The organism is Sphingomonas sp. 2SG (assembly GCF_005503285.1).
In the GTDB taxonomy this organism is placed as follows: Bacteria; Pseudomonadota; Alphaproteobacteria; order Sphingomonadales; family Sphingomonadaceae; genus Sphingomonas; species Sphingomonas taxi.
In genome coordinates, this window is record NZ_SCMZ01000003.1 from 36,710 (window position 1) to 51,266 (window position 14,557).

Annotated in this window: 15 protein-coding genes; 7 read left to right on the forward strand and 8 right to left on the reverse strand. The window is 69.3% G+C overall.

Annotated elements, in window-relative coordinates; translation table 11 throughout:
* Window positions 1-3: 3 nt before the first annotated feature.
* The 3 genes from FFS23_RS02300 to FFS23_RS02310 are packed head-to-tail and all read right to left on the reverse strand — an operon-like array spanning window position 4 to window position 2,676.
* Window positions 4-432: an HPr kinase/phosphorylase gene (locus FFS23_RS02300; RefSeq protein ID WP_137897288.1), complete on the reverse strand. Its 429-nt coding sequence runs from the start codon at window positions 430-432 to the stop codon at window positions 4-6.
* Window positions 429-2,000 (reverse strand): sensor histidine kinase, encoded by a 1,572-nt coding sequence (locus tag FFS23_RS02305; protein ID WP_137897289.1) that lies wholly within the window; start codon window positions 1,998-2,000, stop codon window positions 429-431. Before FFS23_RS02305 ends, FFS23_RS02300 begins: the two co-directional genes overlap by 4 nt.
* Window positions 1,969-2,676 (reverse strand): response regulator transcription factor, encoded by a 708-nt coding sequence (locus tag FFS23_RS02310; RefSeq protein ID WP_137897290.1) that lies wholly within the window; start codon window positions 2,674-2,676, stop codon window positions 1,969-1,971. The genes FFS23_RS02305 and FFS23_RS02310 overlap by 32 nt, the downstream gene beginning before the upstream one ends.
* 248 nt (window positions 2,677-2,924) lie before the next feature.
* On the opposite strand from FFS23_RS02310, the gene FFS23_RS02315 reads away from it, so the two are divergent.
* From FFS23_RS02315 to FFS23_RS02325, 3 genes are all read left to right on the forward strand, one after another.
* A complete protein-coding gene (locus FFS23_RS02315) occupies window positions 2,925-4,538 on the forward strand; it encodes a phosphoenolpyruvate carboxykinase (protein ID WP_249340486.1) in 1,614 nt (537 codons plus the stop codon).
* A gap of 87 nt (window positions 4,539-4,625) precedes the next feature.
* Window positions 4,626-5,843, forward strand: coding sequence for a BtaA family protein (locus FFS23_RS02320; protein WP_137897292.1), 1,218 nt, complete (start codon window positions 4,626-4,628; stop codon window positions 5,841-5,843).
* The gene (locus FFS23_RS02325) at window positions 5,836-6,480 is read left to right on the forward strand and encodes a class I SAM-dependent methyltransferase (protein WP_137897293.1); all 645 of its coding nucleotides are present in this window, start codon (window positions 5,836-5,838) and stop codon (window positions 6,478-6,480) included. Before FFS23_RS02320 ends, FFS23_RS02325 begins: the two co-directional genes overlap by 8 nt.
* 21 nt (window positions 6,481-6,501) lie before the next feature.
* Here the strand turns inward: FFS23_RS02325 and FFS23_RS02330 are convergent, their stop codons facing one another.
* From FFS23_RS02330 to FFS23_RS02340, 3 genes are read right to left on the reverse strand one after another with little or no spacing between them, the layout of a single operon-like run.
* Window positions 6,502-6,942, reverse strand: coding sequence for an acyl-CoA thioesterase (locus FFS23_RS02330; protein ID WP_137897294.1), 441 nt, complete (start codon window positions 6,940-6,942; stop codon window positions 6,502-6,504).
* Between the two features lie 59 nt (window positions 6,943-7,001).
* Window positions 7,002-7,454 carry an NfeD family protein gene (locus tag FFS23_RS02335; protein ID WP_038659292.1) on the reverse strand — a complete coding sequence of 151 codons (453 nt, stop codon included), beginning with the start codon at window positions 7,452-7,454 and terminating at the stop codon, window positions 7,002-7,004.
* A complete protein-coding gene (locus FFS23_RS02340) occupies window positions 7,451-8,434 on the reverse strand; it encodes an SPFH domain-containing protein (protein ID WP_137897295.1) in 984 nt (327 codons plus the stop codon). Before FFS23_RS02340 ends, FFS23_RS02335 begins: the two co-directional genes overlap by 4 nt.
* A gap of 74 nt (window positions 8,435-8,508) precedes the next feature.
* On the opposite strand from FFS23_RS02340, the gene FFS23_RS02345 reads away from it, so the two are divergent.
* From FFS23_RS02345 to FFS23_RS02360, 4 genes are all read left to right on the forward strand, one after another.
* On the forward strand, window positions 8,509-9,246 hold the full coding sequence (locus tag FFS23_RS02345; protein WP_137897296.1) for an ATP-grasp domain-containing protein: 738 nt from the start codon (window positions 8,509-8,511) through the stop codon (window positions 9,244-9,246).
* Between the two features lie 62 nt (window positions 9,247-9,308).
* Complete coding sequence (guaB, locus tag FFS23_RS02350) at window positions 9,309-10,766, forward strand: IMP dehydrogenase (protein ID WP_038659300.1); 1,458 nt, start codon at window positions 9,309-9,311, stop codon at window positions 10,764-10,766.
* Window positions 10,767-11,939, forward strand: a complete 1,173-nt coding sequence (locus FFS23_RS02355) for an RsmB/NOP family class I SAM-dependent RNA methyltransferase (protein ID WP_137897297.1) — start codon at window positions 10,767-10,769, stop codon at window positions 11,937-11,939.
* A gap of 31 nt (window positions 11,940-11,970) precedes the next feature.
* Window positions 11,971-12,471 carry a tetratricopeptide repeat protein gene (locus tag FFS23_RS02360; protein ID WP_137897298.1) on the forward strand — a complete coding sequence of 167 codons (501 nt, stop codon included), beginning with the start codon at window positions 11,971-11,973 and terminating at the stop codon, window positions 12,469-12,471.
* Between the two features lie 254 nt (window positions 12,472-12,725).
* Here FFS23_RS02360 and rsmA read toward each other — a convergent pair whose 3' ends face one another.
* Together rsmA and pdxA are read right to left on the reverse strand one after the other, a co-directional pair.
* Entirely contained in the window at window positions 12,726-13,568 is an 843-nt protein-coding gene (gene rsmA, locus FFS23_RS02365; RefSeq protein ID WP_137897299.1) for a 16S rRNA (adenine(1518)-N(6)/adenine(1519)-N(6))-dimethyltransferase RsmA, read from the reverse strand.
* Window positions 13,565-14,557 (reverse strand): 4-hydroxythreonine-4-phosphate dehydrogenase PdxA, encoded by a 993-nt coding sequence (gene pdxA, locus FFS23_RS02370; RefSeq protein ID WP_137897300.1) that lies wholly within the window; start codon window positions 14,555-14,557, stop codon window positions 13,565-13,567. Before pdxA ends, rsmA begins: the two co-directional genes overlap by 4 nt.

Genomic DNA, 14,557 nt, shown 5'->3' on the forward strand with positions numbered 1-14,557 from the left:
ACCTCATTCCGGTGTCGCCTCGGGCTGACGCAATGCCCATTCGATCTTGAGCGGCGTCGCGGCGTGAAACGCGTCGAGCGCGATCTCGCGCACGTCGAGTCCCGCCAGCCGGCGCCGCTGCCGCTCTGGCATGCGGACGGGCGCGCCGTCGAGCCGGACGATCAGCGCGACCGGCACGTCGTCGACCGAGGCCATGCGGACGATGCCGATCCCGCGCACCTCGATCTGGCCGCGGATCGTCGCCGGCGCGCTGGCCAGCAGCACCGCACCGTCGCGCACCAGCAATGTCTGGTCGTCGCTGACCAGCATCGCGCCACGATCGATCAGCCGCAATGCGAGGTCGGACTTGCCCGCCGCCGGCGGCCCTTCGAGCAGCACCGCGCGGCCATGGATCGCGACGCAGGTCGCGTGGCGGCGTTCGCGCGCGATCATTCGGCAACGAGCGGCAGGCGGACGACGAAGCGCGCACCGCCCAACCGGTCCTCGCGCGATTCGACCGCGATGCTGCCCTGATGCGCCTCGACGATCGTCCGCGCGATCGCGAGGCCGAGGCCGGAATGCTGGCCGAACGCTTCCGATTCGGGGCGGATCGACTGGAAACGGCGGAAGATCGCCTCGCGCGCTTCCTCGGGTACGCCCGGCCCCTCATCCTCGACGCGGACGACGAGATCGTCGCCCTCGCGCGCCACCGCGATCGCGATCAGCGCGCCGTCGGGCGAGAAGGAGAGGGCGTTGTCGATCAGATTGTCGAACACGCGTTCGAGCCGCGCGCCCTCGCCGAGCGTCACCAGCGGCGCCCCGGCATGATCGAAGCGCAGCCGCACGCCGCGCTCGACCTCGCGAGCGAGCCGCTGGCCGACCAGCGCGCGGATCATCGCCGCGATATCGATCGCCTCGAACTTGGCGCGGCTGAGCTGCGCGTCGAGGCGCGACGCCTCGGAGATGTCGGTGATCAGCCGGTCGAGCCGATGGACGTCGTCGCGGACGATCGACAGCAGCCGCGCGCGCAAGTCGGGGTCCCTGACCGCGTCGAGCCCCTCGACCGCGGACCGCAGCGAGGCGAGCGGGTTCTTCATCTCGTGCGTCACGTCGGCGGCGAACGCCTCGGTCGCATCGATCCGCGCACGCAGCGCGAGGCTCATGTCGGAGAGGGCACGCGCCAGGCTGCCGATCTCGTCGCGGCGCGAGGGCAAACGGGGGACGACGACCTCGCGCGCCCGGCCGAGGCGCACCCGCACCGCCGCCCGCGCCAGCCGGCGCAACGGCCGTACGATCGTCCGCGCGAGGAACAGCGACAGCGCGACCGACACGATCGTCACCAGCAGCAGCACGAGGCTCAATCGGAAGCGCTCGATCCGAACCGTCTGGGTGATGTCGCGCGCGTTGATCGTCGTCATCACCACGCCGCCGCTCGGCAAAGGCGCCGCGGCGGTGATCACCGGCGTGCGGTCGGGCGCACGCCAGACGCTCGCCGAACTCAGCCCGGTACGCGCCCGCCGCACGTCGGGCCATTGCCGCCCGTCGCTCCGCTCGCGGTAGAGCGGCGCACGCGCCGCGCCGACGATGATGTCGATCCCGGCGTCGAGCCAGCGCGCCACCACCTGGTCCCACGCCTGTTTGTCGGGATCGAGCAGCACCGCGTTGCGCGATCCCAGCGCGCGGCTGTCGACGATCGTCCGCCCCGTCGCGTCGAACACCCTGAGCCGCGCGTTCGTGTCGCGTGTCAGCCGCAGCAGCAGGTCGTCGCGCTGGTCGGGGGCGACCATCGCCAGTGCCTCTCCGATCAGCCGCGCCTCGCGCGCCGCCTGCGCGACGCGGCTGTCGACGATCCGGCTGCGATACGAATCGAGATAGAAGAAGCCGCCGGCGAGCAGCAGCAGCGCGATGATGTTGACCGCGAGGATGCGGCGGGTGAGCGAGATCTGCCCCGACCAGCGCAGCGCGAGATCGCCGCCCTCCGGCCGCGGCTCACTCGTCGGAGAATCGGTATCCGGCGCCATACAGGGTCTCGATCGCGTCGAAGGTGGGATCGACGCCGCGGAACTTGCGGCGCAGGCGCTTGATATGGCTGTCGATGGTGCGGTCGTCGACGTAGATGTCGTCCTGATAGGCCGCATCCATCAGCTGGTTGCGCGTCTTGACGATGCCCGGCCGCTGCGCGAGCGTTTCGAGGATCAGGAATTCGGTGACGGTCAGCGTCACCGGCTCGCCGCCCCAGGTGGTGCGATGCCGCGCCGGGTCCATCGACAGCCGCCCGCGCACCAGCGGTTCGCTGCCGGTCGCGGCCGGATCCTCCGCCGTGGTGGCGGCGACCTCGGTCCGGCGCAGGATCGCGCGGATGCGGGCGATCAGCAGCCGCTGGCTGAACGGCTTGGCGATATAATCGTCCGCACCCATCGCCAGGCCGAGCGCCTCGTCGAGCTCGTCGTCCTTGCTGGTCAGGAAGATCACCGGGATCTGGCTCTTCTCGCGCAGCCGGCGCAGCAGCTCGAGTCCGTCCATCCGCGGCATCTTGATGTCGAAGATGGCGAGATCGGGCGGATTGTCGGTGAGCGCCTTGAGCGCAGTCTCGCCGTCCGAATAGACGCGGGTCAGGAACCCCTCGGTCTGCAGGGCAATCGAGACCGAGGTCAGGATATTGCGGTCGTCGTCGACCAGCGCGATCGTCGCGGTCATACGTGGGGGACCCTCGGCATCATCGGCCTGCGGTAGGGCAAAGCGGCGCGAGGCTCAACCTGAGGATCGTCTCCCCTGTGTAGCGGCTCACAAACGCCGGAAAGGCCATCATTCCGTCCCGTAACGACCCACCGTCCGTCGCGCGGCGATTTGACGCTACGTCGCGGCTGGCTTATGCGCAGGCCGATCACCGGCGTGCGTGCAGACCCTCCCCAGGATGCGCGCGCCGGGCCGAACGCATTGGGAGGATGTACGTGAACGAGCGCATTCCGCACGCAGGTCTCGCGAGCCAGTCTATCGAAACGAGAGCCGATCTCCACTGGAACCTGGTCACCGCGCGGCTGGTCGAGGCCGCGGTCGCCCGCGGCGAGGGCAAGCTCAGCGCCGACGGGCCCTTGGTGGTCGAAACCGGCGCGCACACCGGCCGCTCGGCGCAGGACAAGTTCATCGTCCGCGACGCCGAGACCGAGGACAGCGTCTGGTGGGGCAAGTCCAACAAGGGCATGGACCCGGCGCATTTCGCCGCGCTCAAGGCCGATTTCCTCGCCGCGCTGCGCGACAAGGAGCATCTGTTCGTCCAGGATCTCTACGGCGGTTCGCAGCCGGAGAACCGGGTCCGCGTCCGCGTCGTCAACGAGCTTGCCTGGCACAACCTCTTCATCCGCACGATGCTGGTCCGGCCGGAGGAGCATGAGCTGCAGGGCTTCGTCCCCGAATATACGATCATCGACCTGCCGAGCTTCCGCGCCGATCCCGCCCGCCACGGCACGCGCAGCGAGACGGTGATCGCGGTCAATTTCACCGAGAAGCTGATCCTGATCGGCGGCACCCGCTACGCCGGCGAGATGAAGAAGTCGGTGTTCGGCCTGCTCAACTATCTGCTGCCGAAGAGCGGCGTGATGCCGATGCATTGCTCGGCCAACATGGGCGCGGACGGCGCGACCGCGGTGTTCTTCGGCCTGTCGGGCACCGGCAAGACGACGCTCAGCGCCGATGCCAGCCGCACGCTGATCGGCGACGACGAGCACGGCTGGTCCGACACGGCGGTGTTCAATTTCGAGGGCGGCTGCTACGCCAAGATGATCCGCTTGTCGCCCGATGCCGAGCCGGAGATTTTCGCGACCACCAAGCGCTTCGGCACGGTGCTCGAGAATGTCGTGATGGACCCGGTCACCCGCCAGCTCGATCTCGACGACAACAGCCTCGCCGAGAACAGCCGCGGCGCCTATCCGATCGACTTCATCCCCAATGCCTCGCGCGACAATATGGGCGGGGTGCCCAAGAACATCGTGATGCTGACCGCGGACGCCTATGGCGTGCTGCCGCCGATCGCCAAGCTGACCCCCGATCAGGCGATGTACCATTTCCTGTCGGGCTATACCGCGCGCGTCGCCGGCACCGAGATCGGCGTCACCGAGCCCGACGCGACCTTCTCGACCTGTTTCGGCGCGCCGTTCATGCCGCGGCATCCCTCGGTCTACGGCAATCTGCTCAAGGAGCGGATCGCCGAGGGCGGGGTGGATTGCTGGCTGGTCAACACCGGCTGGACCGGCGGCAAATATGGCGTCGGTCATCGCATGCCGATCAAGGCGACGCGCGCGCTGCTCAACGCCGCGCTCGACGGCAGCCTCAAGCACGGCGAGTTCCGCACCGATCCCAATTTCGGCTTCCAGGTGCCGGTCGCGGTGCCGGGCGTCGACGGCGCGATCCTCGACCCGCGCAGCACCTGGGCGGATACCGCCGCCTATGACGCCACCGCCGCGAAACTCGTCGATTTGTTCGTCGAGAATTTCGCGCAATTCGACGACCATGTCGATGCCGGCGTGCGTCGATCGGCACCGCAGGTGACCGAAGCGGCGTGATGCTGTCACGATAGCATCGCGCAACCGACCATGCGCCGTCACATTGGCGGCGCATGGGCCCGCCCCAGGACAATCAGGGGCGGAACGATGAGCGGAACGCAAAAGGCAGTGGCAGCCGCGATGCAGCGGCACGGCCATCTTTCCAGACAGGGCCTGCTCGAACGCGCCTTCACCTGGGCGTTCCGCGGCCTCGTCTATGCGCAGATCTGGGAAGACCCGGTGGTCGACATGGCGGCGCTGGCGATCACGCCCGACAGCCATGTCGTCACCATCGCCTCGGGCGGCTGCAACATGCTGTCCTATCTGACCGCCGACCCCAAGGCGATCGACGCGGTCGACCTCAACACCGCGCATATCGCGCTCGGCACGCTCAAGCTCGCCGCGGCCCGCCATCTGCCCGATCATGCGAGCTTCCACCGCTTCTTCGGGCACGCCGCCAGCCGCGACAATCTCGCGGCGTACGAACGGCATATCCGTCCGCATATCGACGAGCCGACGCGCCGCTATTGGGAAGGGCGCGATCTCAGCGGCCGGCGCCGGATCGCCGGTTTCGCCAGCGGCGTTCACAAGCGCGGGCTGCTCGGCCGCTTCATCGGTGCGGCGCATCTGCTCGCCAGGCTCAACGGCGTCGATCCGCGACTGCTGCTCGAAGCCGAGACGATCGAGGAGCAGCGCGCCATCTTCGAACGCGATTTCGCGCCGGTGTTCGACCGCGGCTTCGTCAAATGGCTGACCGACCAGCCCGCCTCGCTGTTCGGCCTCGGCATCCCGCCGGCGCAGTTCGAGGCGCTCGCCGGCGACGGACGGATGGCGGCGGTGCTGCGCCAGCGGCTGGAAAAGCTCGCCTGCGGCTTCGACCTGCGCGACAATTATTTCGCCTGGCAGGCGTTCGGCCGCCGTTACGGTGAGGGACCCGCCGCGCCGCTGCCGCCCTATCTGCAAGCGGAGCATTATGACGCGATCGTCGCCCGCGTCGGCCGCGTCGATCTCCGCCACGCCAATATGACCGAACATCTCGCCGGCCTGCCCGCCGCATCGCGCGACCGTTATATCCTGCTCGACGCGCAGGACTGGATGACCGACGAACAGCTCGGCGAGCTATGGGCGCAGATCACCCGAACCGCGCGGCCCGGTGCGCGCATCCTGTTCCGCACCGCCGGCGAGGCCGACATCATCCCCGGCCGCGTTCCCGACGCGATCGTCGCGCGCTGGCGCTATCAGGCGGAGGCGTCGCGTCGGTTCACCGCGCAGGACCGGTCGGCGATCTATGGCGGCGTCCATCTCTACGTGCTCGCCGATGATTGAGCGGGACCATGCCAGCCGGATGGATCGCATCTACGGCGGGCAGCGACATATCTACGATCTCACCCGCAAATATTATCTGTTCGGGCGGGATCGGCTGATCGACGGGCTCGACCTGCATGCGGGCGGTACGCTGCTGGAGATCGGCTGCGGCACGGGACGCAATCTCATCCGCGCGGCCCGCGCCTGGCCCGGCGTCCGGCTCTACGGCATCGATATCTCCGCCGCGATGCTGACCACCGCACGCGCCAACGTCGCCGCCGCCGGCCTGTCGGACCGGATCGTGCTGGCGCAGGGCGATGCCGCCGGTTTCGATTCGCAGATGTTGTTCGGGCTGGCGCGGTTCGATCGCGTGATGTTCAGCTACACGCTGTCGATGATCCCGCCATGGCGGGAGGCGCTGGCGCAGGGGCTGGCGGTGACGCGCGACATGGGACGGTTGGTGGTGGTGGACTTCGGCACGCAGTCGGGCTGGCCGGCGATCTGGCGCAAGCCGTTTCTGGCATGGCTCGCGCATTTCGACGTCACGCCGCGCGCCGAGCTGGCAGGGGAGGTCGCGCGACTCGCCACGAGCCTAGGCCGCACGTGCGATACCCGGATGCTCTGGCGGGACTATTCGCAGATGGCCTGGGTCGCGTAATCGCCGCTGCCCCGACCCCGGTCAGCCGCGCTCGACCGGCCCCGCCGCCGGCAACGGCCCATCGCCCCGCTGGAAGAATTGCTCGACGATCTCACGCGCTAGCCGTGCCGGCCGCAACGTTTCCGCATCCAGGCAGCACCAGCTCGATTTGACCTCGGCGAGCACCTCTTCGCCGCGCCGGATCACCGTCTCATAGAAGGCACGCGCGCCCTGTACCTTTTCGAGCAGCACCGTCGCGATCACGTCGTCGCCGAGGAAGGTCGGCTTGCGGTAGGTGATCTCATGCTTCAGCGCGACCCACAGATGCGCGGTGACCGCTTCCGCCGGCGCGAGCTTCTGCCAGTGGCTGACCACGGCGTCCTGTACCCACTTCAGGTAGCTCGCGTTGTTGACGTGCCCCATGAAATCGATGTCGGCGGGATCGATGCCGATCGGGAAGCTGTGGGGGATGCTCTGGGTCACAGGTTCCATATAGCAGATCGCCGTGCCGCTTACACCCGGCAAGCGTGGTGCGCAGCGAATTAACCGCCCGCCGGCTCAACGATCGCGATACCGTCGCGGATCGCGACGATCCGCACCCGTGCGCCGGCCTCCGCGACCACGCCGCGCGCCGGCCACGATCCGTCGCCGACCACGACGCGGCCGCCCTCGGGGCCGATCGCCACCTGTACCACCGCGGTGGTGCCGATCAGCCGCGCGACGCGGTCGTTGAGCTGCGGATCGCTGCTCGGCACCGGAAAATCCACGTACCAGCGCTTGCCGATCAGGACGGTGACGATGCTCCACAGCGCGAAGGCGACGATCTGCGCCGCCACCGGCAGGCCGGGCAACACCAGCACCGCGACGCCGACCACCGCCGCGGCGATCGCGAGGAACACCGCGAAGACGCCGGGGATCACCAGCTCGGCGATCCCGAGCAGCAGCGCCGCGATCAGCCACGCGCCGCCCGCTCCGCCGATCGTGTCCAGCGTCACGCCGGCGGCAGTTCGAACGGCCCGCGCTTCACCTCGGGCCTGGCCGCCCCGGTGGCGGCGGTCGGGGCAGGGGCCTTGCCGAGCGCATCCTTGGCGAGTTCGCCGATCCCGCCGAGCGTCCCGATCAATTGCGTCGCCTCGACCGGGAACAGGATCGTCTTGGCATTGGGGCTGGTCGCGAATTTGCCGATCGCCTCGACGTATTTCTGCGCGATGAAATAGTTGATCGCCTGCGTCCCGCCGCGCTCGATCGCCTCGGACACCACCAGCGTCGCCTTCGCCTCGGCTTCCGCGGCACGCTCGCGCGCCTCCGAGTCGCGGAAGGCGGATTCCTTGCGCCCTTCCGATTCGAGGATGCGCGCCTGCTTCTGTCCTTCGGCACGCAGGATCTCCGACGCCCGCGTGCCCTCGGCTTCGAGGATGTTGGCGCGCTTCTCGCGCTCCGCCTTCATCTGCCGGCCCATGGCGGTGACGATATCGGCGGGCGGGCGGATGTCCTTGATCTCGACACGGGTGATCTTGACCCCCCACGGCACCGTCGCATGGTCGACGACCGACAGCAGCCGCGCGTTGATCTCGTCGCGTTTCGACAGCGTTTCGTCGAGGTCCATCGATCCCATCACCGTGCGCAGGTTGGTCGTGGTGAGCTGGAGCAACGCGACATACAGGTCCGACACCTCATAGGCCGCCTTCGGCGCGTCGAGCACCTGGAAGAAGACCACGCCGTCGGTCGAGACGATCGCATTGTCCTTGGTGATGATCTCCTGACCCGGAATTTCGATCACCTGCTCCATCATGTTCACCTTGCGCCCCACCCGGTAGAAGAAGGCGGGGTAGAAGTTGAAGCCCGGGCTTGCGGTGGCGGTGTAGCGGCCGAAATGCTCGATCGTATATTGATAGCCCTGCCGGACGATCTTGATGCTGGTGAACAGATAGAACAGCACCAGGACCAGTGCGAATGCAGCAATCGTGATACCCATGAGCCCTCCCGCCGGCGCGAATCCCTACGCCGTTGCACGATCCTAGCACAGCTCGACGTCCGACAAAGGTCACCATGCAGCGCATTCTTTTCGGCAACCATCCCACGCAGATGCCCGCGATCGCCCGCCATATCGATCATCATCGGTACGAGGCGAGCTTCGCCCCCTTCGACGCGGTCGACCTGTCGCGCTTCGATCTCGTCGTGCCGCTGCGCGTCGGGCAGATCGAGGGCGCGCGTGGCGGGCGCGCGGTGCTCCCGACCGCCGACCTCGTCGCGCTGTGCGACGACAAACTGGCATTCAACCTCTGGCTGATCGATCACGGCTTCGGCGACACCGTGCCCACGCTGCTCGGCGCGCGGCCGACCGACTATCCCTATATTCGCAAGACCCGGCGCGGCGATTTCGGCCTCGGCTGCGCGATGATCCGCGGTCCCGGCGAGGATGACGGCAGCGATCATCCCGACGTCTTCCGCCAGCGCGCGGTCGCCGGTGCCGACGAATACGTCCTCCACCTGCTCCGCGTCGGCGGCGCGATCCGCTTCCAGGTCGCCTATCGCTACGACATGGGCCAGCCGCTCGGCGTCCGCGGCGCGGTCGATCGCCCGGCGAGCATCACCCCCGCCGATCCCGGCCCGGCGCTTGGCCCTTGCACCGCGATCCTCGAAGCGCTCGGCTATGAAGGCACCTGCTGCTTCAACTACAAATGGGAGGAGGGCGCCTTGCGCATCCTCGAACTCAACCCGCGTTTCGGCGGCTCGCTCGTCGGCGTGGTGACGGAATACGTCGCGGCGCATCTCGCCGCCCTCTAGCGCAGATGCTGCGCTGCGGTTACATGGCCCGCCACTTATCCCTCCCGCGAGGAAACGGCACCTTGGACATCCGGCTCGGCCTCACCTTCGACGACGTTCTGCTCGTACCCGGCGAGTCGGACATCCTGCCGAGCACCGCCGACACGCGCACGCAGCTGACGCGCGGCATCGCGCTCAACATCCCGATCCTGTCCTCGGCGATGGATACGGTGACCGAGGCGGACATGGCGATCGTCATGGCGCAATTGGGCGGCATCGGCGTGCTCCACCGCAACCTGTCGATCGAGGAACAGGTCGCCGCGGTGCGCCAGGTCAAGCGGTTCGAATCGGGTATGGTGGTCAACCCGATCACGATCGCGCCGACCGCGACGCTGGGCGAGGCGCAGGCGCTGATGGCGCACCACAAGATCAGCGGCATTCCGGTGGTCGAGCGCGACGGCAAGCTCGTCGGCATCCTCACCAACCGCGACGTCCGCTTCGCCGGCGATCCCAAACAGCCGGTCGCCGAGCTGATGACGCACGACAATCTCGCCACCGTCTCGACCGACGTCGGGCAGGAGGAGGCGCGCGTGCTGCTCCACCAGCGCCGCATCGAGAAGCTGCTGGTGGTCGACGAGGCCTATCGCTGCGTCGGCCTCATCACCGTCAAGGACATCGAGAAGGCGGTGACCTATCCCACCGCGACCAAGGACGCCTCCGGCCGCTTGCGCGTCGCCTCCGCGACCACCGTCGGCGACAAGGGGTTCGAACGGACCGAGGCGCTGGTCGACGCCGAATGCGACCTGATCGTCATCGACACCGCGCACGGCCACAATCGCGACGTCGCGCGCGCCGTCGAGCGGGTGAAGAAGCTCTCCAACTCGGTGCAGGTCGTCGCCGGCAACGTCGCCACCGGCGAGGCGACGCGCGCGCTGATCGACGCCGGTGCCGACGGCATCAAGGTCGGCATCGGCCCGGGGTCGATCTGCACCACCCGCGTCGTCGCCGGTGTCGGCGTGCCGCAGCTCACCGCGGTGATGGATTGCGCCGAAGCCGCCGCCAAGCACGGCGTGCCGGTGATCGCCGACGGTGGCCTGCGCACCTCGGGCGACCTCGCCAAGGCGCTGGCGGCGGGCGCCTCGACCTGCATGGTCGGCTCGCTGCTCGCCGGCACCGAGGAGGCGCCGGGCGAGACGTTCCTATATCAGGGCCGCGCCTATAAGAGCTATCGCGGCATGGGTTCGGTCGGCGCGATGGGCCGCGGCTCGGCCGACCGCTATTTCCAGGGCGACATCAAGGACCAGATGAAGCTGGTCCCCGAGGGGATCGAGGGGCAGGTCGCCTATAAGGGGCCGGCGCGCGACGTGATCCACCAGCTCGTCGGCGGCATCAAGGCGGCGATGGGCTATACGGGCTCGGCGACGATCCCCGATCTGCAGAAGCGCGCGCAATTCGTCCAGATCACCGGCGCCGGGCTCAAGGAAAGCCACGTCCACGACGTCACCATCACGCGGGAAGCCCCCAATTACCCGACCCGCTAAGTGACCCCCGCCGCCCGCACCCAGGCCGCGATCGAGTTGCTCGACGCGGTCATCGCCGCGGCGCGCGGCGGTGGCGCCGCCGCCGACACGCTCATCGCGCGCTATTTCGCCACCCGCCGCTACGCCGGGTCGAAGGACCGCCGCGCGGTGCGCGAGCTCGTCTATGCCGCGATCCGCCGCGCCGGCGAAGTGCCCCCCTCGGGCCGTGCCGCGCTGCTCGCGGTCGCCGCCGACGACGCGGCGATCGCCGCCACCTTCGATGGCTCGACGCACGGCCCCGCACCGATCGCCGCCGGCGAGGGCGCGGCCCCCGGCGGCGTCATGCCCGCCTGGCTCGCCGACGCGCTCGCCGCCTCGGGGATCGGCGCGGAGCAGCAGGCGGCGTTGATCGGTCGCGCCCCGCTCGACGTACGCGTCAACCGGCTGCTCGCCGATCCGGCGACGCTCGCTGAACGGCTCGGCGGTACACCGATTCCCGGTCTGCCCGACGCGCTGCGGCTGCCCGCCGGCACCAATATCGACACGCTCGCCGGTCAGGCCGAGGTGCAGGACGCCGGCAGCCAGATCGTCAGCCTCGCGGCGCTGGCGCAGCCCGGCCAGCGGATCGTCGATCTCTGCGCGGGCGGCGGCGGCAAGACGCTCGCGCTCGCCGCGGCGATGCGCGACGAGGGGCAGATTCTCGCCGCCGATATCGACCGCGGCCGCCTGTCGCGCCTCGCGCCCCGCGCCGCCAGGGCCGGCGTGACCATCGTCGAGACGCGGCTGCTCGACCCCCGGCGCGAAGCCGAGGCGCTCGCCGACTGGCAGGACGCCGCCGATTGCGTGCTGATCGACGCGCCCTGCTCGGGCACGGGCACGTGGCGGCGCAATCCCGAGGCACGCTGGCGGCTGACGCCCGACCGGCTCGCCGGCTTTGCCGCGCAGCAACGGCACGTCCTCGCCGTCGGCGCGGCGCTGGTCCGGCCCAGCGGCGCTCTGGTCTATATCACCTGTTCGCTGCTCGATGCCGAGGGCATGGATCAGGTCGACGCCTTCCTCGCCGATCATCCCGGCTGGACCGCCGCGCCGCTCGATCTGCCCGCCGGCACGCCGCGCGGAAAGGGCTATCGGCTCGATCCGGCAAGCGACGACACCGACGGCTTTTTTGTCGCGCGGCTGACCCGCCCCTGCTAATCCGGCAGCCGTGCCCCCAGTGGAGACCTTCATGCGCGTTACGTCCGTCGCTCTTGCCGCTGCGCTGACCCTCGTCTGTGTCTCGACCTCGCTCAGCGGCCAGCGACCCGACGACCAGATCGACGCGCGCTCGCTGCAATTGCTGGCGCAGGGCCGCGCCGCCAAAGCGGCCGGCAATCTCGACGGCGCGACCGACCTGCTCGAGACCGCGGTCGCGGTCGATCCGCGCAACCGTCAGGCGTTCGTCACGCTTGCCGAGGTCGCCGAGAGCCGTGGCCTGCCCGGCAAGGCGATCCGCTTGTACCGCGAGGCGCTGACGCTCGAACCCAATGACGTCGTCGCGTTGCGCGGGCAGGGCGAGGCGCTGGTCGCGAAGGGTGCGGTGGCGATCGCCAAGACCAATCTCGCAAAGATCCGCACGCTCTGCAAGGCCGGCTGCCCGGAGGCGAACCAGCTGGCGGCAGCGATCGCCAAGGGACCGCCGGTCACCACCGCGCAGACCGAAACCAAGCCGACCGCGCCGAAGGAATAAACGCCCGGCACGGGGCGGGGGACCGCATATGGTTGTTAGTGTGAGTCCCTCGTGTTCCAAACCCACCTCGTCACCCCGGACTTGTTCCGGGGTCCACTCCGCGGCGAGGAGAAAGGCTTGAGCGGACACCGTTCTCCTGCGGCCCGGTGGACCCCGGAACAAGTCCGGGGTGACGGATCTAATTAGGGAACCGATCAAGCCTCATACCGCAGCCATAGGAGAGGCTCGGTGTGGCACGCGTTGGGCCTCTAGGCTCAACTCGCGCCGCCCACCACCCGCGCCAGCGCGACGAATTCGTCGACGCTCACCGTCTCCGCCCGTCGCGTCGGATCGATCCCGATCTGCTCCAGCCCGGCCAAGGCCCCCGGCACGCCCTTCAGGCTCTGCCGCAGCATCTTGCGTCGCTGGCCGAACGCCGCCGCGGTGATTCGCTCCAGCACGCGCACCTCGACCCCCTCCGGCGCCTCGCCCGGCACGATATGCACCACGGCAGACATCACCTTGGGCGGCGGGGTGAAGGCCGAGCGGTGTACCGGCATCGCGATCCGCGCCGACGAGCGCCATTGGCTCAGCACCGCCAGCCGCCCGTAGGCGTCGTCGTTCGCCGAGGCGACGATCCGCTCGGCGACCTCTTTCTGGAACATCAGCGTGCACGACTGCCACCACGGCTGCCATTCCGCGGTCAGCCAGCCGACCAGCAACGCAGTGCCGACGTTATAGGGCAGATTGGAGACGATATGCGGCCGCCCGGCGAACAGCGCCGGCGCATCCACCGCCAGCGCGTCGCCCTCGATCACGCGCAGCTTGCCGGGATAGGCCTCGCCTAGTTCCGCCAGCGCCGGGATGCAGCGCCGGTCGCGCTCGATCGCGGTGACGTTCGCCCCCGCCGCCAGCAGCGTGCGGGTCAACCCGCCGGGCCCCGGCCCGACCTCGAGCACCTCCGCGCCATCGAGATCCCCCGGCACCGCCGCGATCCGTGCCAGCAACTGGCCGTCGAACAGGAAATTCTGGCCCAGCGCCTTGCTGGCGTTGAGCCCGTAGCGCGCGATCACCTCGCGCAGGGGCGGCAGCTTGCCGCCCGCAGGAGCGTCGGTCATGCCCGCGCGCGCCGGTCCGCCGCCTGACCCGCCAGCGCGATCGCCGCGATCATCGCGCCGGGATGCGCCTCGTCGCGGCCGGCGATGTCGAAGGCGGTGCCGTGATCGGGCGAGGTCCGCACGATCGGCAGGCCGAGCGTGATGTTGACGCCCTCGTCGAAATGCAGCGTCTTGATCGGCACCAAAGCCTGATCGTGGTAGCAGCAGAGCACCGCGTCATAGCCGGCGCGGGCTCGTGCGTGGAACAGCGTATCGGCGGGGAACGGCCCGGTCGCGTCGATCCCCTCGTCACGCAGCTGCGCAATCGCCGGTGCGAGGATGTCGATCTCCTCGCGCCCGATCGCACCACCTTCGCCGGCATGCGGGTTGAGCCCGGCGAAGGCGAGCCGCGGCGCGGCGATCCCGAAATCGCGGGTCAGCCCCAGCGCCGTGGCGCGGCCCTTGGCGACGATCAGCTCGACCGACAGCAACGACGGCACTTGCGCCAGCGGCACGTGGACGGTGATCGGCACGACGCGCAGGCTCGGCCCGGCAAGCATCATCACCGCATCCTCCGCGGCGATGCCGCAGCGTTCGGCGACGAATTCGGTCTGGCCGGGATGGTTGAAGCCGATGCCGTACAATTGCGCCTTGGATACCGGTCCGGTAACCAGCGCCCGCGCCGCGCCGCTGCGGACCAAGGCGATCGACCGTTCCAGCGCCTGCAAGGCCGCCTTCGCACCGCCGACCTCGGGCGCGCCCGGCGTCACCGGTCCGGCATCGCCGACCGCCAGCACCGGCAGCGCATGGTCGAATACCGCCGCAGCGTCATCGAGATCGTCGATCGCCTCGACCGGCCCGCTCCACACCCGCCGCACCGCAGCGGGATCGCCGACGAGCGCGAACTGCGGCAGGCTGCGCAGCGCCCGCACCGCCCAGCTCTTGGCGACGATCTCCGGTCCGATCCCGGCGGGATCGCCCATCGTGATCGCGAGCGGCGCCTGGCTCAT

Excerpts from the sequence above, each read along its gene's own strand:
- FFS23_RS02310 (WP_137897290.1), bottom strand. The coding sequence starts at position 2,676 with ATGACCGCGACGATCGCGCTGGTCGACGACGACCGCAATATCCTGACC.
- FFS23_RS02300 (WP_137897288.1), bottom strand. The coding sequence starts at position 432 with ATGATCGCGCGCGAACGCCGCCACGCGACCTGCGTCGCGATCCATGGC.
- FFS23_RS02360 (WP_137897298.1), top strand. The coding sequence starts at position 11,971 with ATGCGCGTTACGTCCGTCGCTCTTGCCGCTGCGCTGACCCTCGTCTGT.
- pdxA (WP_137897300.1), bottom strand. The coding sequence starts at position 14,557 with ATGAGCCAGGCGCCGCTCGCGATCACGATGGGCGATCCCGCCGGGATC.
- rsmA (WP_137897299.1), bottom strand. The coding sequence starts at position 13,568 with ATGACCGACGCTCCTGCGGGCGGCAAGCTGCCGCCCCTGCGCGAGGTG.
- FFS23_RS02340 (WP_137897295.1), bottom strand. The coding sequence starts at position 8,434 with ATGGGTATCACGATTGCTGCATTCGCACTGGTCCTGGTGCTGTTCTAT.
- FFS23_RS02325 (WP_137897293.1), top strand. The coding sequence starts at position 5,836 with ATGATTGAGCGGGACCATGCCAGCCGGATGGATCGCATCTACGGCGGG.
- FFS23_RS02315 (WP_249340486.1), top strand. The coding sequence starts at position 2,925 with ATGTACGTGAACGAGCGCATTCCGCACGCAGGTCTCGCGAGCCAGTCT.
- FFS23_RS02320 (WP_137897292.1), top strand. The coding sequence starts at position 4,626 with ATGAGCGGAACGCAAAAGGCAGTGGCAGCCGCGATGCAGCGGCACGGC.
- FFS23_RS02305 (WP_137897289.1), bottom strand. The coding sequence starts at position 2,000 with ATGGCGCCGGATACCGATTCTCCGACGAGTGAGCCGCGGCCGGAGGGC.
- FFS23_RS02345 (WP_137897296.1), top strand. The coding sequence starts at position 8,509 with ATGCAGCGCATTCTTTTCGGCAACCATCCCACGCAGATGCCCGCGATC.